General features: G+C 75.2%; 18 protein-coding genes. 3 read left to right on the plus strand and 15 right to left on the minus strand.

All coding sequences use genetic code 11. The features are described 5' to 3' along the window. Positions 1 to 17 precede the first annotated feature (17 nt). The 7 genes from KPF22_RS22525 to KPF22_RS22555 all read right to left on the minus strand — a co-directional run bounded on the left by KPF22_RS22525 (position 18) and on the right by KPF22_RS22555 (position 10673). The gene (locus tag KPF22_RS22525) at positions 18 to 2417 is read right to left on the minus strand and encodes a [protein-PII] uridylyltransferase (protein ID WP_224403208.1); all 2400 of its coding nucleotides are present in this window, start codon (positions 2415 to 2417) and stop codon (positions 18 to 20) included. A gap of 138 nt (positions 2418 to 2555) precedes the next feature. Next, entirely contained in the window at positions 2556 to 2894 is a 339-nt protein-coding gene (locus tag KPF22_RS22530; protein ID WP_062401001.1) for a P-II family nitrogen regulator, read from the minus strand. A 3-nt stretch (positions 2895 to 2897) separates the two neighbouring features. After that, complete coding sequence (locus KPF22_RS22535; protein ID WP_244326477.1) at positions 2898 to 4157, minus strand: ammonium transporter; 1260 nt, start codon at positions 4155 to 4157, stop codon at positions 2898 to 2900. Positions 4158 to 4446: 289 nt separating this feature from the next. Further along, complete coding sequence (ftsY, locus tag KPF22_RS22540) at positions 4447 to 6150, minus strand: signal recognition particle-docking protein FtsY (protein WP_224403210.1); 1704 nt, start codon at positions 6148 to 6150, stop codon at positions 4447 to 4449. A 56-nt stretch (positions 6151 to 6206) separates the two neighbouring features. Next, positions 6207 to 9824, minus strand: coding sequence for a chromosome segregation protein SMC (gene smc, locus KPF22_RS22545; RefSeq protein ID WP_224403211.1), 3618 nt, complete (start codon positions 9822 to 9824; stop codon positions 6207 to 6209). A 79-nt stretch (positions 9825 to 9903) separates the two neighbouring features. After that, positions 9904 to 10320: a VOC family protein gene (locus KPF22_RS22550; RefSeq protein ID WP_208821140.1), complete on the minus strand. Its 417-nt coding sequence runs from the start codon at positions 10318 to 10320 to the stop codon at positions 9904 to 9906. Between the two features lie 62 nt (positions 10321 to 10382). Next, positions 10383 to 10673 carry an acylphosphatase gene (locus KPF22_RS22555; protein ID WP_208821139.1) on the minus strand — a complete coding sequence of 97 codons (291 nt, stop codon included), beginning with the start codon at positions 10671 to 10673 and terminating at the stop codon, positions 10383 to 10385. Between the two features lie 22 nt (positions 10674 to 10695). On the opposite strand from KPF22_RS22555, the gene KPF22_RS22560 reads away from it, so the two are divergent. Further along, a complete protein-coding gene (locus KPF22_RS22560) occupies positions 10696 to 11493 on the plus strand; it encodes a CAP domain-containing protein (RefSeq protein ID WP_224403212.1) in 798 nt (265 codons plus the stop codon). 7 nt (positions 11494 to 11500) lie between these two features. On the opposite strand, the gene KPF22_RS22565 is transcribed toward KPF22_RS22560, so the two are convergent. The 6 genes from KPF22_RS22565 to kdpF all read right to left on the minus strand — a co-directional run bounded on the left by KPF22_RS22565 (position 11501) and on the right by kdpF (position 19352). Next, the gene (locus KPF22_RS22565) at positions 11501 to 12202 is read right to left on the minus strand and encodes a response regulator (protein WP_307799298.1); all 702 of its coding nucleotides are present in this window, start codon (positions 12200 to 12202) and stop codon (positions 11501 to 11503) included. Beyond that, positions 12199 to 14700: a DUF4118 domain-containing protein gene (locus tag KPF22_RS22570; RefSeq protein ID WP_224403213.1), complete on the minus strand. Its 2502-nt coding sequence runs from the start codon at positions 14698 to 14700 to the stop codon at positions 12199 to 12201. The genes KPF22_RS22565 and KPF22_RS22570 overlap by 4 nt, the downstream gene beginning before the upstream one ends. Positions 14701 to 14723: 23 nt before the next feature. Continuing rightward, complete coding sequence (locus KPF22_RS22575) at positions 14724 to 15332, minus strand: potassium-transporting ATPase subunit C (protein ID WP_208821135.1); 609 nt, start codon at positions 15330 to 15332, stop codon at positions 14724 to 14726. After that, positions 15332 to 17434, minus strand: a complete 2103-nt coding sequence (gene kdpB / locus KPF22_RS22580) for a potassium-transporting ATPase subunit KdpB (protein WP_374107521.1) — start codon at positions 17432 to 17434, stop codon at positions 15332 to 15334. The genes KPF22_RS22575 and kdpB overlap by 1 nt, the downstream gene beginning before the upstream one ends. 149 nt (positions 17435 to 17583) lie before the next feature. Then, complete coding sequence (kdpA, locus tag KPF22_RS22585) at positions 17584 to 19266, minus strand: potassium-transporting ATPase subunit KdpA (RefSeq protein WP_224403214.1); 1683 nt, start codon at positions 19264 to 19266, stop codon at positions 17584 to 17586. Continuing rightward, entirely contained in the window at positions 19266 to 19352 is an 87-nt protein-coding gene (kdpF, locus tag KPF22_RS22590; protein ID WP_062400985.1) for a K(+)-transporting ATPase subunit F, read from the minus strand. The genes kdpA and kdpF overlap by 1 nt, the downstream gene beginning before the upstream one ends. A gap of 346 nt (positions 19353 to 19698) precedes the next feature. On the opposite strand from kdpF, the gene KPF22_RS22595 reads away from it, so the two are divergent. Beyond that, complete coding sequence (locus KPF22_RS22595; protein ID WP_224403215.1) at positions 19699 to 20091, plus strand: hypothetical protein; 393 nt, start codon at positions 19699 to 19701, stop codon at positions 20089 to 20091. 44 nt (positions 20092 to 20135) lie between these two features. Continuing rightward, positions 20136 to 21182, plus strand: a complete 1047-nt coding sequence (locus KPF22_RS22600; protein WP_062400981.1) for a magnesium and cobalt transport protein CorA — start codon at positions 20136 to 20138, stop codon at positions 21180 to 21182. 42 nt (positions 21183 to 21224) lie between these two features. Here KPF22_RS22600 and KPF22_RS22605 read toward each other — a convergent pair whose 3' ends face one another. Together KPF22_RS22605 and KPF22_RS22610 are read right to left on the minus strand one after the other, a co-directional pair. Continuing rightward, positions 21225 to 22412, minus strand: coding sequence for a hypothetical protein (locus KPF22_RS22605; protein ID WP_208821130.1), 1188 nt, complete (start codon positions 22410 to 22412; stop codon positions 21225 to 21227). Next, entirely contained in the window at positions 22409 to 22726 is a 318-nt protein-coding gene (locus KPF22_RS22610) for a PadR family transcriptional regulator (protein ID WP_208821129.1), read from the minus strand. The genes KPF22_RS22605 and KPF22_RS22610 overlap by 4 nt, the downstream gene beginning before the upstream one ends. Positions 22727 to 22799: the final 73 nt, after the last annotated feature.

Below are 22799 nucleotides of genomic sequence, written 5' to 3' on the forward strand. Positions count from 1 at the left end.
AGGCGACACGACCTGCGTCACGTCGTCGGTCGGGCCTCCCCGCGCCCGGCGGCCACCGTGAGGACCGCCTTCTCGATCTCGCTGCGGGCCGACAGGTCCGGGGACCCACCGATGCCGAAGGAGTCGACGACCGAGGCGCCGAGGGTCTCGACCCGGGCCCAGACGAGGTCGACCCCGGTCCGTTCGAGGGCGGCGGTGACGTGGTGGAGCAGCCCGATGCGGTCGGTGCCGCGCAGCTCCAGCACGACCGCGCCGGTAGCCTCGTCGTCGAACCACAGCACCCGCGGCGGGGCGGTCCGTTCCACCTCCGGCGTCGACGGCGCGTAGTCGCGTTCCTTGCGGGCGAGCGCCTGCACCAGGTCCAGCGACCCGGCGCGCACCCGCACCAGGTCGGAGCGGACCAGCGCCGGGTCGGGCAGGCCGCCGAACCGCGGGGTCACCGCGAACGTCTCGACCGCGACCCCGTCGGACACGTTCACGTCGGCGGTGTGCACCTGCAGCGAGTGCAGGGCGAGCACCCCGGCGACGGCCGACAGCACCCCGCGCCCGTCCGGCAGCGCGACGGTGACCGACGCGACGTCGCCGTCGCCCGCGAAGCGGACCTGCGGCTCCCCCGCCACCGTGACGGCGTCGACCATCTCCCGGTGGGCCGGGTCCGGCGGGCCGGGCTCGACGAACGGACGGCCGTCGAGCGCGGACAGGCAGCGCCCGGCCAGCCCCTGGATCAGGGTGCGCCGCCACGGGCTCCAGACGCCGGGCCCGGTGCCGAGCGAGTCGGCCTCGGCCAGCGCGCCGAGCAGCTCGAGGAGCAGCGCCACGTCGGCGTCGCCCCGGCCGGTCGGTGCGACCGCCTCGCGCAGCGTCTCGAGCACCCGCGACACCGTCGCCGGGTCCTCCGGGTCGCGACGGGTCGCGGTGTGCGGCAGCAGCAGGTGGTGACGCACCATCGCCGCGAGCAGCACGAGGTCGCCCTCGCGCAGCCCGAGCCGCTCGCCGATCTGGCGGACCAGCGACTCCCCCACCACCGAGTGGTCACCGCCGCGGCCCTTGCCGATGTCGTGCAGCAGCGCGCCGACCAGCAGCAGGTCCGGGCGCGCGACCCGGGTGGTGAGCCGGGCGGCCTCGGCACAGACCTCGACGAGGTGGCGGTCGACGGTCCAGACGTGCGTGCGGTCCCGGGGCGGCAGGTCGCGGACGGCGCCCCACTCGGGGAACAGCCGCCCCCACAGCCCGGTGCGGTCCAGCGACTCGATCACCGCGACGGCGGCCTTGCCGGTCCCGAGCAGGGCGAGCAGCTCGGCCAGCGCGGTCCGCGGCCACGGTGCGCGCAGCTCCGGGGCGGTGTCGGCGAGCCGGGACAGAGTGCCCGCGGAGATCGGCAGCCCGGTGCGGGCGGCGGTGGCGGCGACCCGCAGGACCAGGGCCGGATCCTTCGCCGCGGACGCGTCGCGGGCGAGCCCGACCTCCCCCGCGTGCTCGACGACGCCGGAGTCCAGCGGCCTGCGCACCGGCGGGCGGCGGAGCGCGGCGAGCCCCCGGCGGGGCAGCGCGTTGCGGGCCTGGCGCAGCCCTACCTCGGCCGCGAAGGCGACCGCGCGGGCCGCACCCGACAGGGCGCGGGCCAGGTCGAAACGGTCCCCGACGTCGAGGATCGTGGCGATGTCGTCGGCCTCCTGGGCGCGCAGGACGTCGCGGGCCCGGCCGGAGAGCCGGTGCAGCTCGGTGCGCACGTCCAGCAGCAGCGCACGGGCGGCGACGACGTCGGGTCCCGGCCGGTCGACGAGCTGGGCGGTGGCCAGGGCGTCGAGCAGCTGCACGTCCCGCAGGCCGCCGTGGCCGCTCTTCAGGTCCGGCTCGATGCGGTGGGCGACGTCGCCGTTGCGCCGCCAGCGTTCGGTGGTGGTGTCGACGATCTCGTCGAAGCGGCTGCGCATCCCGGCCCGCCAGGCCGCGCGGACGGCGTCGCGGACCTTGGCGGTGAGCGTCGCGTCCCCGGCGACGTGCCGCAGCTCCAGCAGCCCGAGGGCAGCCCGCAGGTCGGTCGCCGCGATCTGCACGGCCTGTCCGGGGGTGCGCACCGAGTGGTCGAGCCCGATCCCGGCGTCCCAGAGCGGGTACCAGAGCTTCTCCGCGAGCGCGTCGACGTCGGTCCGGCCGTCGTGCAGGAGCACGAGGTCGAGGTCGGACCAGGGGCACAGCTCGCGCCGGCCGAGCGCACCGACGGCCGCCAGCGCCGTCCCGCTGCCCTCACCGCCGACCCCGAGTGCCGCGCACCGGGAGGAGAGCCAGAAGTCGTGCAGGTCGACCAGCGCGGCCCGCAACGCCTCCGGACCGTGGTGGTGCCGGCCGTTGGATTCCAGGAGGACCGATTTCGCCTTGACCAGGTCCGCCGCTTCGCCCGACCCGAGGACCGTCATCGCCCCGCGCCACCCGCTTCCTGTTCGTTCGAGTAGTCGACCGCATACATGCCGTGATGTCCGATTCGAGTCCGGACGGCGGACGGCCCGCCGCACTCCGGGAGGGGAGCACGACGGGCCGTCGCGAGGGACCGTCGGTCAGATGGCGTCGGCGCCGCGTTCTCCGGTGCGGACGCGGACCACGGTCTCGACCGGGGTCACCCAGACCTTGCCGTCACCGATCTTGCCGGTGCGGGCGGCCTCGACGACCGCGTCGACGACCTTGTCCTGCAGCGCGTCGTCGACCACGACCTCGACGCGGACCTTCGGCACGAAGTCGACCGAGTACTCCGCGCCCCGGTAGACCTCGGTGTGGCCCTTCTGGCGGCCGTAGCCCTGGACCTCGCTGATGGTCAGACCGAGCACGCCGATCTGCTCCAGGGCGCCCTTGACGTCCTCCAGGACGAACGGCTTGACGATGGCGGTCACGAGCTTCACGGGTCAGACCTCCTGCTTCGCGACGGGGGTGGCCTTCGCCTCGGTGGCCGGCTTCGGCGAGGAGCCGAGACCGCTGCCGCCGCGCAGGCCGGAGAACTCGTAGCCGGTCTCGGCGTGCTCCGCCTCGTCGATGCCGGCCTGCTCGGCCTCGTCCTCGACGCGCAGGCCCAGGGTGGCCTTGACGATGAAGGCGATGATCGCGGTCACGATGCCGCAGTACACCAGCGTGGCGAGCGCGGCCACGGCCTGGCGCCAGAGCTGGTCGACGCCGCCGCCGTAGAACAGACCGTTGGTCTCGTCGGGGGCGATGTCGGTGGCGAAGAACCCGATGGCCAGGGTGCCCCAGAGGCCGGCGACGAGGTGGACGCCGACGACGTCGAACGAGTCGTCGTAGCCGAGCTTGTACTTCCAGCCGACCGCGTAGGCCGACAGCGCACCGGCGAGGACACCGATGGCGAGCGCGCCCAGCGGGGAGACCGAGGCGCAGGCCGGGGTGATCGCGACCAGACCCGCGACGATGCCGGAGGCGGCGCCGAGCGAGGTGGCCTTGCCGTAGCGGATCTTCTCGATCAGCAGCCAGCCGAGGATGGCGGCGGCGGTGGCGGCGATGGTGTTGGTGAAGGCGTAGGCGGCGGCCCAGTCGGCGGCACCGGAGGACCCGGCGTTGAAGCCGAACCAGCCGAACCAGAGGAGGCCGGCGCCGAGCATGACCATGGTCAGGTTGTGCGGGCGCATGGCCTCACGCGGCCAGCCGCGGCGCTTGCCCAGGATGATGCAGAGGACCAGGGCGGCCATACCGGCGTTGATGTGGACCGCGGTGCCACCGGCGAAGTCGAGCGCGCCCAGCGAGGTGGCGATCCAGCCCTGCTCCAGGTCGAAGACCCAGTGCGCGACCGGGAAGTAGACCAGGACGGCCCACAGGCCGGAGAAGAGCATCCACGCGCCGAACTTCATGCGGTCGGCGGCGGCACCGGCGATCAGCGCGACCGTCAGGATCGCGAACATCGCCTGGAAGCTGACGAAGGCCAGCTGCGGCAGCGTCTCGGCGGCCTGGTCGTTCGCCAGGATCGCGGTGAGGCCGAAGTAGGCGAACGGGTCGCCCAGCAGGCCGCCGCCGAGGTCCGGGCCGAAGGTCATCGAGTAGCCGAACAGGATCCAGAGGACACCGACGAGGCCCAGCGAGCTGAAGCACATCATCATCATGTTCAGCACGCTCTTGGACCGGGCCTGGCCGCCGTAGAACAGCGCGACCCCCGGTGTCATGAGCAGCACGAGCGCGGCGCTCGCCAGGATCCAGGCGGTGTCTCCGCCGTTGAGGGCCTCTGCAGGCACTGTTCCTCCCATGTCCGTCCATCTGGCTGACTGGGGAGGAAGAATGGTGATCGCGTGTTTCGCATTCGGCGCCTGTCCGTTTCGTAACGGTTAACAGGCGGCCGCGCCGGATGACGGTTGGGTTACCCAACCGGATCCGGAGGACCGAAGGTCATCCGAATGGTCCGGTTCGTGACGTGGCGCACGGTGCGGGCCGTCCGCGACGGCCCGCACCGTGACCTCAGTCGAGCAGTGCCTCGACGAACGCGGTGGGCTCGAACGGGGCCAGGTCGTCGGGACCCTCACCGAGCCCGACGAGCTTGACCGGCACCCCCAGCTCGCGCTGCACGCGGAACACGATGCCGCCCTTGGCGGTGCCGTCGAGCTTGGTGAGCACCACCCCGGTGACGTCCACGACCTCACCGAACACCCGCGCCTGGGTCAGCCCGTTCTGGCCGGTGGTGGCGTCGAGGACGAGCAGGACCTCGTCGACCCGGGCCTGCTTCTCGACGACGCGCTTGACCTTGCCCAGCTCGTCCATCAGGCCGGTCTTGGTGTGCAGCCGGCCCGCGGTGTCGAGCAGGACGGCGTCCACCCCGTCGTCGGTGCCGCGCTTGACGGCGTCGAAGGCGACCGAGGCCGGGTCGGCGCCCTCGGGCCCGCGGACGACACCCGCACCGGAGCGCTCGCCCCAGGTGACGAGCTGCTCGGCGGCGGCGGCCCGGAAGGTGTCGGCCGCGCCGAGGGTCACCCGGTGCCCGCCCGCGACCAGCACCCGGGCGAGCTTGCCGGTGGTGGTGGTCTTGCCGGTGCCGTTGACGCCGACGACCAGCAGCACCGCGGGCCGCCCGTCGTGCGGCAGCGCGTGCACCGAGCGGTCCTGGCCGGTGCCGAGGGCCTCGACGAGCACGTCACGCAGGGCGGCACGGGCCGCCTCGGCGGTGCGGACACCGCGGGTCGCGATCTGTTCGCGCAGCTTCCCGACGATCTCCGCGGTCGTCTCGGGGCCCAGATCGGCCTGCAGCAGGGTGGCCTCGACGTCCTCCCACGACTCCTCGTCGAGGTCGCCGGCGCCGAGCAGGCCCAGCAGGCTCTGGCCGAGCCCGGAGCGCGAGCGGGACAGCCGCCCGCGCAACCGGCCGATCCGGCCCTCGGCCGGTGCGATCTCCTCGGTGGGCGCGCCCGGGGCGACCGGCGCCTGCGGGTCCGCCGCCCCCGGACGCGCGACCGGCTCGGTCGGGGCGCTCGGTGCGACCTCCGGGCGTGCGACCGGTTCGGTCGGGGCGCTCGCGGTGGGTGCGGCGGGCGGGGCCGGGATCTGCTCGGTGGTGCCGCCGTCGGGCGGCGCCACGGTCCCGGCGGCCCCGGAGGGGCCCTCGGGGCGGCGGAGCTGGCGGGTGGCCGGGTCCTTGCTGGCCTCGGCCGTGTCGATGACGCGGGCGTCCGGGGTGCCGGTGACGGTCCCGGTCTGCTCGGTGGGGACGGTCGGGCTGCTGGGCGGCGCGGTCGACGGGACCGGCGGGGCGGTGCTGACCGGGATGCCCCCGGGCGGGGTGCGGGCCTCGGTCGCCCCGTCGACGACGGGTGTGCCGCCGGGCGGGGTCCGGACCTCGTCGGCGGTCGGCGCGTCGGCGGCCTCGGCGGGCGGCGCCGGCGCGGCCGGGGTGGCGGGGGTCGGTGTGGCGGCGGTCGGGGCGTCGTCGCCGGGGGCGCGCGGCCGCTCGGGCGCGGTGGCCGTCCCGGAGGAGAACGCGAACCCGCCCCCGGCCTGGTAGCCGCCGCCGGTGCGCGGTGGCTCGTCGGTACCGGTCCCGAGCTCGCGCTGCTGCTCGTCGGACCGCAGGCTGATGCGCCGTCGGCGGGCGATCACCAGCCCGGCGACGACGGCGATCAGCAACACCGCCACGACGATCGCGACGACGATCCAGAGGGTCTGCGTGGTCACGACGCCACCCTGCCACGCCCGGCCGGCCCGCCGTGCAGGACGGGCCGGTCAGCCGGTCAGGAGGCGGGGCGCAGGCGCTGGGAGATGACCTGGGTGATGCCGTCGCCGCGCATCGAGACACCGTAGAGGGCGTCGGCGACCTCCATCGTCGGCTTCTGGTGGGTGATGACGATGAGCTGGCTGGTGGTGCGCAGCTCCTCCATCAGCGAGATGAGCCGGCGCAGGTTGACGTCGTCGAGGGCGGCCTCGATCTCGTCGAGCACGTAGAACGGCGAGGGCCGGGCCCGGAAGATCGCGACGAGCAGCGCCATCGCGGTCAGTGAGCGCTCCCCGCCGGACAGCAGCGACAGCCGCTTGACCTTCTTGCCCGGCGGGCGGGCCTCGACCTCGATGCCGGTGGTGAGCATGTCGTCGGGGTCGGTGAGCACGAGCCTGCCGTCGCCGCCGGGGAACAGCGTCGCGAACACGGTCTCGAACTCGGCGGCGACGTCGTGGTAGGCGGTGGTGAAGACCTCGAGGATCTTGTCGTCGACCTCGCGGACGACGGTGAGCAGGTCGCGCCGGGTGTTCTTCAGGTCCTCGAGCTGGGTGGACAGGAACCTGTAGCGCTCCTCCAGCGCCGCGAACTCCTCCAGCGCGAGCGGGTTGACCTTGCCGAGCAGCGACAGGTCCTTCTCGGCGCGCTTGAGACGGCGCTCCTGGGTGGGCCGGTCGAACGGGACCGGCGGCGGCGCGGAGACCTGCTCGCCGCGCTCGCGTGCGGCCTCGTACTCGGCGGTCTCGGCGGCCGACGGCGGCACCGGGACCTCGGGCCCGTACTCGGCGACGAGGTCGTCGACGCCGATGCCGTGGTCACCCAGGATCTTCTCGGTCAGCTGCTCCAGGCGCATCCGGGTCTGCTGGCGCACCATCTCGTCGCGGTGGACGGCGTCGGTGAGCTTCTCCAGCAGCGCGGTGAGCTTCGTCGTGGTGTCGCGGGCCTCGGTGTGGGCCCGCTCCCGTTCGGCGCGGGCGGCCTGGATCTCGTCGCGCTCGGCGGCGGCGGCGGCCAGGGAGCGTTCGATGCGCTCGGCGGCGACGTGTCCGGCGTCGACGACGAGCCGGGCGACCTCGGAGGCCCGCTCCCGTTCGGCGGCGGCGGCGGCGGCCCGGGACCGGGCGAGGCGCTCAGCGTGCGCCTGGCGGCGCAGGGTCTCGGCGCGCCCGGCGATGGCGCGGGCCCGCTCCTCGGCGGTGCGCAGCGCGAGGCGGCACTCGACCTCCTCGGAGCGGACCTGTTCGACCCGCTCGGCGGCCTCGTCGCGCAGCTCGGTGTCGGGCTCGTCGTCGACCGGGGCGTCGGAGGCCAGCGACAGCTGGCGCTCGGCGGCCTCCAGCTCGATCAGCGAGTCCGACCGCCGCCGTTCGACGGTGTCGCGGCGGTCGCGCAGCCGCTGGGCCTCGGCGCGGGCGGAGGTGACGACCTGTTCGAGCCGCCCGAGCTGGGCGGCGGCGGCCGAGCGGCGCCGGTCGGCGTCCGCGACGGCGGCGCGGGCCGCGGTCAGGTCGGCCCCGCGGGCGGTCTCCTCGGCGCGGGCGCCCTCGCAGGTGGGGCGCAGCGACTCCAGCTCGGCGTCGACGGCGTCGCGGGCGGTGACCGCGTCGTCGACGGCGGCCTGCAGCTGCAGCGCGCCCTCCCCTGCGCCGGTGCCGCCGCGGGCGGCGTGCGCGGTGAGCAGGTCCCCCTCGGTCGTGACCGCGGTCAGCCCCGGCCGGGCCCCGACGGCGGTGGCCGCGGCGTCCAGGCCGTCGACGACGACCACCCCGGCCAGCAGCTCCCCCAGCGCCGGGGCGAGCGCGGGCGGGGCGGTGACGAGCGCGGCCGCCCAGCGCCCGGCGGGCGGGGCGCCCTCGGGGACCGGGACCGGCACCCGCCCGGCGGAGCGGTCGGCTCCCGCGGCCCCGGCGCCGACGAGCAGCGCGGCCCGGCCCGCGTCACCACGGCGCAGGGACCGCAGCGCCTCGGCCGCGGACACCACGGAGGCGACGGCGACGCCCTCGGCGAGCTCGCCCAGCGCCGCGGCGACCGCGGCCCGCCCGGACGGCTCGACCTCGACGAGCTCGGCGACGGCGCCGAGCACCCCGTCGTCGCCGGAGTCGAGCAGGGCGCCGGTGCCGTCGCGGCGGACCAGGCCGACCTGCAGGGCGTCGACCCGGGCGCGCCAGTGCGCGCGGCGCTGCTCGGCGTCGCGTTCGGCGGCGACCAGCTCGGCGACCCGCTCGGCCGCGCTGCGGTGCGCGGCCTCGGCCTGCTCGACCCGGGCGGCGAGCGCGTCGGTGTCCGCGTCGGTGTCCGCGTCGTCCCCGGACACGCCGAGGGACTCCCGCGCGGTCTCCAGCTCGGCCTCGGCCTCGGCGGTGCGGGCGACCGCCTCGGCGAGCGCCTCGGACAGCCGCTCGATCTCCTCCGCGGTCGCGGCGACGCCGGAGCGCAGCGCGTCGGCCTTCCCGGCGAGGGTGGCGATCCCGGCGCGGCGGTCGGCGATGGCACGCACGGCGGCCAGGTGCTCGCGTTCGGCGGCGGCGAGGGTCCGCTCGCGCTCGGCCTTCTCGGTGACGACCTCGTCGAGCAGGCGCCGGGCGTCGGCGACGGCGGCGACCAGCTCGTCCTCCTGCTCGGCGACCGCGTCGGCCTCGGCCTCGGTCTCGTCCGGATCGCGGCCGGGGGTGCGCCCCGCCTCGGCCGAGGAGGTGAGGTGGCGGACGCGTTCCTCGGCGAGGCGCACGGTGCCGCGCAGCCGCTCGGCCAGTGCGGAGAGCTGGTACCAGGTGTCCTGGGCGACCTGCAGCCGCGGCGCGTCCGCGGCGAGCGCGGTCTCCAGCTCGTCCTGTCGCCCGCGGGCGACGTCGAGCTGCTCCTCGACCTCGGCGCGGCGGCGCCGGGCCTGCTCCTGGGACGCCTCCTCCCGCAGGGTCTCCTCGGACAGGGTCACGTAGTCGTCGGCGGCCAGGCGGAGCCGCGCGTCGCGCAGCTCGGTCTGCACGGCCTGGGCGCGGCGGGCGATCTCGGCCTGGCGGCCCAGCGGCTTGAGCTGGCGGCGCAGCTCGGCGGTGAGGTCGGTGAGCCGGGTGAGGTTGGCCTGCATCGCGTCGAGCTTGCGGAGGGCCTTCTCCTTGCGCTTGCGGTGCTTGAGGACCCCGGCGGCCTCCTCGATGTAGGAGCGGCGGTCCTCCGGCTTGGACTGCAGCACCCCGTCGAGCTGGCCCTGCCCGACGATGACGTGCATCTCCCGGCCGATGCCCGAGTCGCTGAGCAGCTCCTGCACGTCGAGCAGCCGGGCGCGGGAGCCGTTGATCTCGTACTCGCCGGCGCCGTCGCGGAACATCCGGCGGGTCACCGAGACCTCGGAGTAGTCGATCGGCAGGGCGCCGTCGGAGTTGTCGATGGTGAGGGTGACCTCGGCGCGACCCAGCGCCGCCCGGCCGGACGTGCCGGCGAAGATCACGTCCTCCATCTTGCCGCCGCGCAGCGCCTTCGCGCCCTGCTCGCCGAGCACCCAGCTGATCGCGTCGACGACATTGGACTTGCCCGAGCCGTTCGGCCCGACGACGCAGGTGATCCCGGGCTCCAGGCGCAGCGTGGTGGCCGAGGCGAAGGACTTGAAGCCCTTCATCGTCAGCGTCTTGAGGTGCACGGGCGGGGATCTCCAGGTGCGCGGGGGCGACCAGGGTAGCCGGGCGGGCCGCCGTGCCCGACGGCCCGCCCGCGCACCCTCAGGTGGTGGGGGCGGAGGCGTTGACCAGCCAGCGGACGCCGAAGCGGTCGGTGAGCTGGCCGAACTCGTCGCCCCACATCTGCTTCTCCATCGGGACGTCGACGACGCCGCCCTCGGCGAGCCCGGCGAAGAAGCCACGCAGCTTGTCCGGGTCGTCGCCGGACAGGCTGACCGAGATGCCCGACGGCGGCCCCACCGGGCGCTGCGGGTCACCGTCGGAGGCCATCAGGGCGAAGCCGTCGGGGGTGCCGAGATAGGCGTGCATGACGCCGTCCGGCGGGGGGACGGGGCCCTCGGCGCCCATGTCGCCGAAGGTCATGACCTGCAGCTGGCCGCCGAGCACGGAGCGGTAGAACTCCATCGCCTCCCGCGCCCGGTTCTCGAAGTGCAGGTACGGGTTCATCTGGACGGGCATCGCGACCTCCCGGTGTCGGTGTGGGCACAGGTGTAGACCCCCGCACCGACAGAACTGAGCGGTCAGGCCTCGACGAACCCGGAGAATGCGCCGGACGGCTCAGCCCACTGCTCCGACACCGACGTCACCCGCCCCGGGGTGTCCCCGCCGCGCAGCAGCTCCAGCAGACGGTCACAGGCGGCGCGATCACCCTCCGCGGTCACCGCGACCCGGCCGTCGGACAGGTTGCGGGCCTGGCCGACGAGGCCGAGCTCGAGCGCCCGCGACCGCGTCCACCAGCGGAAACCGACGCCCTGCACCTCCCCCTGGACCCATGCGATCAGCCGAACGGTCGAATCCGTGTTGCCACTCACAGTGCTGGTACGTTACGCGTCCGTGACCCGACGACGCACACCCCGCGCCGCGAGCGCCGTGCTCGGCGGGGTGGGGGCCGGCGCCGTGCTGGCCATGGCCGCCCCGCTCGCCGCACCGGCGCTCACGGCAGTGGGCTCGCCCGAGGCCGAACGGCCCGGTGGACCGGTCTCCGACACCCGGCCGCTCCGGGCGGTCGGTGCCGCCTACGCGACGACGGCCCCGGCCCCGGCCGGTGACGGCGCCCCGGTCGACGGCGCCGCGCTCGTCCGCGGTGCGCTCGCCGCCGCCCCGGCCGACCCGGGCTCCTCCGCCCGGACCGCGCTCGACGCGCTCTCCGCGCACGAGGCGGCCACCGCCGCGGCCGCCACCGCCGAGCCCGGCACCGGCCGCGCCTCCGGGCCGGCCCCCGCGGCCCGTCCGGCGGTCCCGTCGGCGAGGGGCGCCGTGACCGGGCTGTCCGGCGAGCTCGCCCGGGTCGTGGAGCTGACCAACGCCGAGCGGGCCGCCGCGGGCTGCGGTGCGCTGCGGGCCGACCCGCGGATCAGCGCGGCCGCCCAGGGCCACAGCGAGGACATGGCCGCCCAGGGCTACTTCGCCCACGACAGCCGCGACGGCCGGGACTTCGCCGACCGCATCACCGCGGCGGGCTACGGCTCCCCCGGTGCGGAGAACATCGCGATGGGCCAGCCGGACGCGGCGACCGTCGTGCAGGACTGGATGGAGTCCCCCGGGCACCGGAAGAACATCCTGGACTGCTCGCTGACCACGATCGGCGTCGGCCTGGCCGACGGGTACTGGACCCAGGACTTCGGCCGCTGAGGCCGGCTCAGCCGTCGAACCGGTACCCCATCCCCGCCTCGGTGATCAGGTACTTCGGCCGCGACGGCACCGGCTCCAGCTTGCGGCGCAGCTGGGCGAGGTAGACCCGCAGGTAGTGGGTCTCGGTGCCGTACTGCGGGCCCCAGACCTCGCGCAGCAGCCGCTTCTGCTCGACGAGCTTGCCGCGGTGGCGCACCAGCAGCTCCAGGATCCCCCACTCGGTCGGGGTCAGGTGCACCTCGGCGCCGTCGGTGCGTGCGACCGTCTTGGCGGCCAGGTCGACGGTGAAGTCCGCGGTGGCCACGACGGCCTCGCCGTCGACGGTCGACACGGCGGCGCGGCGCACCGCGGCCCGGAGCCGGGCCAGCAGCTCGGACATCCCGAACGGCTTGGTGACGTAGTCGTCGGCGCCGGCGTCGAGCGCCCGGACCTTGTCGGTGGAGTCGGTGCGCGCGGACAGCACGATCACCGGCACCGTGCTCCAGCCGCGCAGCCCCTCGACGACCTCGGTGCCGTCGAGGTCGGGCAGCCCCAGGTCGAGGACGACGACGTCCGGATGCCCGTCCGCGGCCGCCCGCAGCGCGGCCGAGCCGTCGGCGGCGACGAGCACCGTGTAGCCGTGCGCGGTGAGGTTGATCCGCAGCGCCCGCAGGATCTGCGGGTCGTCGTCAACGACCAGCACCCGCACGCCGTGCCCGCCCCCGCTCACCGGGCCACCCCCACCGGTGCGGCGGGCAGCGAGACGACGACGGTGAGACCGCCGCCCGGGGTGTCCTCCGCGGTCAGCTCGCCGCCCATCACCACGGTCAGCCCCTGCGCCACCGACAGGCCCAGGCCGAGCCCGGACGTCGCGTCGCGGTCGCCGAGACGCTGGAACGCGGCGAACAGCGCGTCACGCTCGCGCGGTGCGACACCACGCCCCCGGTCGACGACGCGCAGCTCGACCCGGTCGGAGTAGGCGCTGGCGCGCAGGACCACCTCGGTCCCGCCGTGCCGCAGCGCGTTGTCCACGACGTTGGCGAGCACCCGGTCGAGCAGGCCCGCGTCGGCGAGGACGTCGGGCAGGTCCTCGTCGATCTCGACACGGACCCGGGCGGCGCCCTCCAGGCCGAGGAGCGCGGTGGCGGCGACCTCGTCGTAACCGACCGGGGCCAGCAGCGGGGTCACCGCGCCCGCGGCGAGCCGGGAGGAGTCGAGCAGGTTGTCGACCAGGCCGGTGAGCCGGTCCGCGGACTCCTCGACGGTCGCCAGCAGCTCGGCGCGGTCGTCCGGTCCGAGCGGCAGGTGCTCGTCGCGCAGGCTGGTCGCGGCCGCTTTGATCGAGGTCAGCGGGCTGCGCAGGTCGTGCCCGACGGCCGAGAGCAGCGCGCCGCGGGTCTCGTTGGCGGCCGCGCGGCGCTCGGCGTCGGCGGCCCCGGCCTCGGCGCGCTGCCCGCGCAGCGCCAGCAGCGCCTGCCCGCCGACGACCTCCAGCAGCCTGCGGTCGGCCGCGGGCAGGGCGCGGCCGCTCCCGACCAGGTGCAACCCCTCGTCGACGACGACGTCCACGTCGGCCTTCTCCGGCCGGTCGCACGCCCCGGCGTCGCCGGTGCAGGCGACCCGGCGCCACACCCGGTCCTCGCCCTGCTCGAGCAGCGCCACCGACTGCAGCGCCCAGGTCTCCCGGACCCGGTCCAGCAGCCGCGGAAGCGGGTCGGACCGGGTCAGGACGGTCCGCGCGAACGACGCCAGCAGCGCGGCCTCCGCCCGGGCCCGCGCCGCCTGCTCCGCCCGCCGGGCCGCCCGGTCGACGACGAGCGCCACCAGCACGCCCACCAGCAGCATCGTCGCCACGGTGATGACGTTGCCGGGGTTGGCGATCGCGAAGGAGTACAGCGGCGGGGACAGGAAGAAGTTCAGCAGCAGCCCGCCGAGCAGCGCCGCGAGCAGCGCCGGGCCGAGCCCGCCGGCCAGCGCGGCGAGCACGGTCGCGAGGAAGTAGAGGACGACGTCGGTGGACAGGTCCACCCAGTCGGTCAGCGCGATCCCGACCAGGGTCGCCGCCGCCGGCGCGAGCACGGCGGTCGCCCAGCCGGCGGCCTGACGGCCCGCGGGCAGGCCGCTGCGCAGCCTCGGCAGCCGCAGGGCCCGCCCGGCGGCCGAGTGGGTGACCATGTGCACGTCGATCGGTCCGGACTCCTGCACCACCCGCGCCCCGATGCCGGGGTCGAACACCCGGGCCAGCCGGGAGCGCCGGGAGGTGCCCAGCACCAGCTGGGTGGCGTTGGCCCCGCGGGCGAAGTCGAGCAGGGCGTCGTCGACGGACTCGCCGACGACGGTGTGGAAGCTCGCGCCGACCCCCTCGGCCATCCGCCGGACCCGGTCCGCGGCCCCGACACCGGTGGCGGCGAGGCCGTCGCCGCGCAGCACGTGCACCGCCATCAGGTCGGCGCCGCCGGAGCGCTTCGCGATCCGCGCTGCGCGGCGCAGCACGGTCTCGGACTCCCGGCCACCGGTCAGCGCGACGACCACCCGCTCGCGGGTCTCCCACACGTCGGACACCTGCTGCTCGGTGCGGTAGCGGCGCAGCACCACGTCCACCTCGTCGGCGATCCACAGCAGCGCGAGCTCCCGCAGGGCGACGAGGTTGGGCACCCGGAAGTAGTGCGCCAGCGCGGCGTCGACGCGTTCGGGCGGGTAGACGTTGCCGTGCGCGAGCCTGCGGCGCAGCGCCTCCGGGGTGATGTCGACGATCTCGATCTGCTCGGCGCGGCGGACCACGTCGTCGGGCACGGTCTCCTGCTGGCGGGCCCCGGTGATGGTCTCGACGACGTCGCCGAGGGACTCCAGGTGCTGCACGTTGACCGTGGAGATGACGTCGATGCCGGCGTCGAGCAGCTCCTCCACGTCCTGCCAGCGCTTGGCGTGGCGCGAGCCGGGCGCGTTGGTGTGGGCGAGCTCGTCGACCAGGGCGACCTGGGGGCGGCGGACCAGCACCGCGTCGACGTCCATCTCGTGCAGCTCGGTGCCGCCGTGCGCGACGGTCCGCCGCGGCACCACCTCCAGTCCCTCGAGCAGCCCCGCGGTGCGCTCGCGGCCGTGGGTCTCGACGACGCCGACGACCACGTCGGCACCGCGGCCGACCCGCCGGTGGGCCTCGCCGAGCATGGCGAAGGTCTTCCCGACCCCGGGTGCGGCACCGAGATGGATGCGCAGTTCTCCCCTCACCCGGCCATTGTGGTCCCGCCCCACTACCGCGCGTCCCGCACGGACAGGTTGAGTTCGGTGACGTCCACCCGGGGCTCGCCGAGGAAGCCGAGGGTGCGTCCGCTGGTCGCGTCGGCCACCAGCTGCTCCACCCGGTCGAGCGACAGCCCGGTGACCCGGGCGACGCGCGGTGCCTGGAGCGCGGCGTAGGCCGGGCTGATGTCGGGGTCGAGCCCGGAGCCGGACGCGGTGACGGCGTCGGTGGGGACGGCGGCGGGGTCGACGCCCTCCCGGGCGGCGATCACCGCGCGGCGCTGCTGCACCGCCTCCAGCAGCCCGGTGTCGAAGCCGCCCTTGTTGGACCCGCCGGAGGTCGTCGTGTCGGCCGGGCCGAGCCCGGCGTCGGCCTCCGCGGTCGCCGAGGGCCGGGTGTGGAAGTACGGGTCGGCGGCCGGGTCGGCGGCGACCGGGTCGATCCCGATCAGCGACGAGCCGGTGCCGCCGGGCAGCACCGAGCCCTCGGCCTGCGCGGAGAGCCCGGGGATCCGGGAGACGCCCCAGATCGCGAGCGGGTACACGATGCCGCACAGGACGGTCATGACGAGGAGCACGCGCAGGCCGGTCGCGGTCTGGCGGCGCAGGGTGGTGAGCATCAGATCCCCGGGACGAAGCGGACGAGCAGGTCGATGAGGAAGATCCCGACGAACGGGGTGACGACCCCGCCGAGGCCGTAGATCAGCAGGTTGCGCCGCAGCAGCGACGCCGCCGACGACGGCCGGTACCGCACCCCGCGCAGGGCGAGCGGGATCAGCGCGACGATCACCAGCGCGTTGAAGACGACCGCGGAGAGGATCGCGGACTCCGGCGTGGCCAGGCCCATCACGTTGAGCAGCCCCAGCGACGGGTACAGCGCGACGAACATCGCGGGCAGGATCGCGAAGTACTTCGCGAGGTCGTTGGCGACGGAGAACGTCGTCAGCGCGCCGCGCGTGATCAGCAGCTGCTTGCCGATCTCGACGATCTCGATGAGCTTGGTCGGGTCGGAGTCCAGGTCCACCATGTTCCCGGCCTCCTTGGCGGCGGAGGTGCCGGTGTTCATGGCGACGCCGACGTCGGCCTGGGCGAGCGCGGGCGCGTCGTTGGTGCCGTCGCCGGTCATCGCGACCAGCCGGCCCCCCTCCTGCTCGCGGCGGATGTAGGCGAGCTTGTCCTCGGGGGTCGCCTCGGCGATGTGGTCGTCGACGCCGGCCTGGGCGGCGATCGCGGCCGCGGTGCGCGGGTTGTCGCCGGTGACCATCACGGTGCGGATGCCCATCGCACGCAGCTCGGCGAACCGCTCCGCCATGCCGGGCTTGACGACGTCGGACAGCTCGATGACGCCGAGCACCCGCCCGTCGGTGCCTGCCGGCCCGGAGGCCCTGGCCACGACCAGCGGGGTGCCGCCGGCGTCGGAGACGGTCTCCACCAGCCGGTCCACCTCGGCGCGGTCGCCCGCGTGGGCCCAGTCGAGGACCGCGGCCGCGGCACCCTTGCGGACGACGCCACCGGGGAGGTCGATACCGGACATCCGGGTCTGGGCGGTGAAGGGCACGAACTCGGCGACGGCCTCGGTCGCGTCGGCCTCCGGCGGGAGGCCGTGCTCGGCCGCGCAGAGCTCGACGATGCTGCGGCCCTCGGGGGTCTGGTCGGCGAGGCTGGACAGCCGCGCGGCGCGGGCCAGCTCCTCGACCCCGGTGCCGCCGACGGGGTGCAGCGCGGTGGCGCGCCGGTTGCCGAAGGTGATGGTGCCGGTCTTGTCGAGCAGCAGGGTGTCGACGTCGCCGGCGGCCTCGACGGCACGCCCGGACGTGGCGAGCACGTTGCGCTGCACGAGCCGGTCCATCCCGGCGATCCCGATCGCCGACAGCAGCGCCCCGATGGTCGTCGGGATGAGGCAGACCAGCAGCGCGGTGAGCACCAGCAGCGGCACCTGGGTGCCGGCGTAGGCGCTCATCGGGGCGATCGCGACCACGGCGAGCAGGAAGATGATCGTCAGCGCCGACAGCAGGATGGTCAGGGCGATCTCGTTCGGCGTCTTCTGCCGGGCGGCGCCCTCGACGAGCGCGATCATCCGGTCGACGAAGGACTCCCCCGGCTTCGTCGTGATCCGCACGACGATCCGGTCCGAGAGCACGGTGGTGCCGCCGGTGACGGCGCAGCGGTCGCCGCCCGCCTCCCGGATGACCGGCGCGGACTCGCCGGTGATGGCGGACTCGTCGACCGAGGCGATGCCGTGGACGACGTCGCCGTCGCCGGGGATCGTCTCCCCCGCCTCGACGACGACGAGGTCGCCGAGGCGCAGCTGGGCGCCGGGGACCTGCTCCTCGGCGGCGTCGCGGTCGGCGGGCGAGTCGGTGACCAGCCTGCGGGCGACGGTGTCGCGCTGGGTGGCGCGCAGCGAGGCGGCCTGGGCCTTGCCGCGCCCCTCGGCGACGGCCTCGGCGAGGTTGGCGAACAGCACGGTGAACCACAGCCACACCGCGACGAGCACCGCGAACACGCTCGGGTCCGCGACGGCGAGCACCGTGACCAGCACGGACCCGACCCAGACGACGAACATGACCGGGTTGCGGGCCTGCACCCGCGGGTCGAGCTTGCGCAGGGCCTCGGGCAGCGCCGCCAGCAGCTGGCGTGGGGCGAAGGCCCCGCCGGCGACGGGCGCGGGCGCCGGGCCGGACGTCTGCGGCCCGGTGGGCCGCTCGGTGGACACGGACACGGTCTCCTCCGGTCGAGGGGTCCCCCCACCGCCGTCCGCTCCGAGGGTCACTTTCGTAGCGCTGTAAGCCACGAAGGTTCCCCTGGGGGCACCGCCGGAGGCGGACGACGGGGTCGGGGTGGGGGCGGGGGGAGGGGTGGGGCGCCGGCTCACGAGAGGGCCTCGGCGATCGGGCCGAGCGCGAGCGCCGGGAAGAAGGTCAGCGCGGACACGAGCAGGACGGTGCCGCCGACCAGGCCGGCGAACAGCGGGCCGTCGGTCGGGAGCGTCCCGGCGCCGGCCGGGACGCGGCGCTGGCGGGCCAGCGAGCCGGCGAGCGCCAGCACCGCCAGCATCGGCACGAACCGGCCGAACAGCATGGCCAGCCCCAGCCCGGCCTGGAAGAAGTCGTTCGTCACGGTGAGCCCGCCGAACGCGGAGCCGTTGTTGTTGGCCGCCGAGGCCCAGGCGTAGAGGACCTCGGAGAAGCCGTGTGCGCCGTCGTTGCCCAGCGCGTCGGCGGTGCCCGGCAGCGCGATGGCCAGGCCCGCGCCGATCAGGACGAACGCGGGCATGACCAGGATCGACACGGCGGCGTAGGTGATCTCGCGCAGGCCGAGCTTCTTGCCCAGGTACTCCGGGGTGCGCCCGACCATCAGCCCGGCCAGGAACACCGCGACGACCGCGAGCACCAGGAGGCCGTAGAGCCCGGAGCCGACGCCGCCGGGGGCGACCTCGCCGAGCAGCATGTTCAGCAGCGCGACGCCGCCGCCCGCACCGGTCAGGCTGTCATGGGTGGCGTTGACCGCGCCGGTGGACGTGCCCGTGGTGGACACGACGAACAGGGCGGAGCCGGGGATGCCGAAGCGCACCTCCTTGCCCTCCATCGCCCCGCCCGCGGCGAGCGCCGCCGGGCCGTTGGGGTGCAGCTCGGCGAGCCAGGTCGCGGCGAGGAACAGCGCCCACAGCCCGCCCATGACCGACAGCAGCACGACGCCCTGGCGGACCCGCCCGACCAGCACACCGAACGTGCGCGTCAGCGCGACCGGGACGACGAGCAGCAGGAAGATCTCGAGCAGGTTCGACAGCGGGTTCGGGTTCTCGAACGGGTGCGCGGAGTTGGCGTTGAGGATGCCGCCGCCGTTGGTGCCGAGCTCCTTGACCGCCTCCTGCGAGGCGGCCGGGGCGAGCGGCAGGGTGTGGACGCTGCCGTCGACGGTCGTCACGTCGACACCGGACCGCAGCGACTGCACCACGCCGGTGGCGACGAGCACGATCGCGGCGACGGCGGCGATCGGCAGCAGGATCCGGACGACGCCGCGGGTCAGGTCGACCCAGAAGTTCCCGATCCGGCCCCCCTCGTCGTCGCCGGTCGCACCGTGGGAGACGAAGCCGCGGACCAGCGCGACCGCGACCGCCATGCCGACGGCGGCGGACACGACGTTCTGCACGGTCAGGCCGGCCATCTGCACGGTGTGGCCGAGCACCTGCTCGGGCACGTAGGACTGCCAGTTCGTGTTGGTCACGAACGACACCGCCGTGTTGAACGCCATCGCGGGCGACACCGAGGTGGCGCCGTCGGTGCCGCGGCCGAACCCGAGCGGGAGGAAGGCCTGCAGCCGCTGCATCAGGTAGAGCAGCGCGATCGAGACGAACGAGAAGCCCAGCACACCCGCGGCGTAGGTCGTCCAGCGCTGCGGGGACGCGGCGTCGATCCGGCAGATCCGGTAGACGAACCGCTCGATCCGCCAGTGCCGGGTGTCGGTGTAGACCCGCGCCATCCAGTCGCCCAGCGGCTTCCAGGTCACGGCGAGCAGCGCCACCAGCGCCGCCGCCTGCGCGAGCCCCGCCATCAGAACCGCTCCGGGCGGAGCAGCGCGATCACCAGGTAGACCAGCAGGGCCAGGGCGAGCACACCCCCGGCGATGTTCGCGATCACAGCTTCTCCATCCCGCGCAGGGCGAGCGCGAGGACGGCGAAGGACGCCACCAGCAACGCGGTGTAGGCCAGGTCGGCCACGGGACTCTCCTCGGTCGTGCCCACCCGCCGGCATGTCCGGCGGGCTGCGGGGATCGTGCGCCGCACCGGGGGTCGTGCCCGCGGCGATGACGGCGGATTGACGCCCACCGGGCCGCGCGTTGACGCGTTCTTGACGCCCGGTGGTGGCCATCACGTCCCCCGGACGGGCGGTCGGTCTCAGGAACCCGTCAACACACGCGCGTGACGACGCCAACACCGCGTCAGGGGCCGGGCCGGGCCGCCGCCGGGGGCGCACGCTCCCGCGCATGCTGCAGCGCCGCCCCGCCCGTCCGGTCCCGCCGCCCCTGCCCGGGGGCGCCGGGTTCGTCGCCGCGATCGCCACCGGCGTCGCCGCGGGGCTCGCCGCCGGTGCCGCGGGGGCCGCCGGTGCCGGGCCCGGCCTCGTCGCCGCGGTCGCGGTCGCCGTCGCGGTGGTGGGGACGGCGGCGCTCGCCGTCGCGACGACGGCGGCCGGTGCGCTGGCCGCCGCGGCGGTCTGCTGGGGGTTCGCCGACGGCTTCGGGCTGCACCGCCTCGCCGAGCTGCACACCGGCGAGCGGGACCTGGAGCTCCTGGCCGGGCTGCTGGCGACCGCGCTGGTGGCCCACCTCCTCGTCCCGGCGGTTGCGCGGCACAGCGCTGGTTACCCTGCTCGGTGACGGCCCGGGCACCCGCCCGGCCGGCCGGGCGGGGAGGTCTGTGCATGTCGGTGATCGACAACGCGGTCTACGTCGACGGCAAGCGGGCGGCGGCGCCCGACTCCGTCGACAGCGCGGTCGAGGCGCTGCAGGGCTGCCGAGCCGACCACGGCGGCGAGGCACCCGCGTTCTGCTGGATCGGCATGCTGCGGCCGGGCGTCGACGAGATCCACCAGGTCGCGGCGGAGTTCGGGCTGCACGCGCTGGCGATCGAGGACACCGTCAACGCCCACCAGCGCCCCAAGCTGGAGCGCTACGGCAGCACCGAGTTCGTGGTGCTGCGCCCGGCCCGCTACGTCGACTCCGACGAGGTCGTCGAGATCGGCGAGGTGCACCTGTTCCTCGGCCCGGACTTCGTCATCACCGTCCGGCACGCCGCCGAGCCGCAGCTCGGTGAGGTCCGCGACCGGCTGGAGAGCGACCCGGACCTGCTCTCGCACGGCCCGATGGCGGTGCTCTACGCGGTGCTGGACCGGGTCGTCGACGACTACTTCCCCGTCCTCGACGGCCTGCAGGACGACATCGACGAAATCGAGGTGCAGGTCTTCCGCGGCGACCCGAACGTGTCGCGGCGCATCTACCAGCTGACCCGGCAGGTCATCGCGTTCCAGCGGGCCGTCGAGCCGCTGCAGGAGATCTTCGTCGAGCTGCGGGCCCGGTTCGCCAAGTCCGGCGACGCCCCGGACCTGGAGCTGCGCCGGGCGATGCGCGACGTGATCGACCACGCCACCCGGGTGCGGGAGCGCGTCGAGGGGTTCCGCGACCTGCTCGGCAACATCCTGACGGTCAACTCGACCCTGGTCGCGCAGCGGCAGAACGAGGAGATGACCCGGCTCACCGAGGCGGGCTTCGCGCAGAACGAGCAGATGAAGCGGGTGTCGTCGTGGGCGGCGATCCTGTTCGCGCCGACCCTGATCGCCGGTATCTACGGCATGAACTTCGACGAGATGCCGGAGCTGCACTGGGCGCTGGGCTACCCGATGGCCATCGGGCTGATGCTGCTGCTCGGACTGGGGCTGTACCTGGCGTTCAAGCACAACGACTGGCTCTGAGGGCCGGGCGGCCACCCCCCCCCGTGGACGCCCGGCCCCGGCTCAGCCGCCGGCTCCGGGCGTGGCCGGTGCCGGGGTCGCCTGCGGCGCGGTCGGCGGCGCCTGCGTACCCGGACGGGCCGCCGTGGTCTGCGGGATCGTCACGACCAGCGGCGGCGGGGGCACGGTCACGCACTCCCCCGACGACGGGTCGGTCGTGCGCACACCCTGCGGGTACGGCCCGGGTGCCGGGGCGGTCGAGGTGACCGCGGAGCCGTCGGTGGAGCAGTGACCGTCGTCGACGGCGAGCGGGCGGCCGTTCTCGTCGAACAGGTAGACCCCGGTCAGCGGCCTGCCGTTCGCGTCGAAGGGCCGCACGTCGGACACCGTGTTCCCGTCGAGGGTCAGCCCCGGCGGCGGCGAGTACGACGACACGTCGGTGGTGCGGTCCTGTCCCTGGGCCGGTACCCCGGCCACCAGCAGGCCCGCGGCCAGTGCGTTCAGCGGCACCACGGCCCACAGCAGCCGGCGGTCGGCCGCGCTGCGGCGGCCGAGCAGCACCGACAGCGGCACCGCGGCGACGGCCAGGACGACGGTGATCAGCAGCCCGGCGGACCCGCCCCCGCCGAACACCCATCCGACGAGCCCGGCCGCGACCAGCCCGCGCAGCACCCACCAGCCGGGCTGGAGGGTCAGGACGAACCCGCCGACCCCGCCGTCGCCCCGGGTCCGGGCGATCCGCTCCCGCAGCGCCACCACCGACGGCAGCGCCGCGACCGACGGCTGCCCCGGCCCGTCGGACCACACGGCGAGCACCCCGGCCCCGGCGGCCAGGGCCGCGAGGAACATCGGGAACGACGCCGACGGCCCGACCTGCCACACGGCGGGACCCGCGAGGACCATCAGACCGGTGGCGCAGAGGAGCGCGGCCACCGCGAACCACGCCCCGCCCGTGCGGGGACGTCCGGCGGGCGCCTGCGGGGCCGGATAGCCCGCGGCCGCGCGCAGCTCCGCCGCGTAGGCCTCCGGCGTGCCGAGGCGCTCGCGGACCGCGGCCCGGTCGAAGCCGGGGCCCAGCTCGTCGGAGAGGTCGGCGAGGTGGCCCCGCGCGTCCTCGACGATCTCCTCGACCTCCGCCGGGGGCAGGTCGGACAGCGCCTCCCGCAACCCGAGCAGGTACTCGGTGCCGACCGGGTCGCCGATCCGGGTCGTGGCGGCGCCGTCGGGGCCGCCGGTGCCGTCGGTGCTCACGTGCCCACCAGGCCTTCCATCGTGGTGGCGAACGCGCGCCACCGGTCGGTCGTCTCCTGCAGCCGGGCCCGGCCCGGCTCGTTGATCGCGTAGTACTTGCGGTGCGGTCCCTCCTCGCTGGGGACGACGTAGGAGGTCAGCAGGCCCGCACCGTAGAGCCGGCGGAGCGTGCCGTAGACCGACGCGTCCCCCACCTCGCTGAGCCCGGCCGCGCGCAGCGCACGGACGACCTCGTAGCCGTACCCGTCCCCGCGGTCGAGCACGGCGAGCACCGCGAGGTCGAGCACTCCCTTGAGCAGCTGACTGGTGTCCATCGCACCTCCTTGCGCACCGGAGAGTACTACGCAGTGCGCAGTAGTGCGCGCACCACTGCACCCCGTGCGTGTC

The sequence above is a fragment of the Pseudonocardia sp. ICBG1034 genome (genome assembly GCF_020131375.1).
Lineage (GTDB): Bacteria > Actinomycetota > Actinomycetes > Mycobacteriales > Pseudonocardiaceae > Pseudonocardia > Pseudonocardia alni.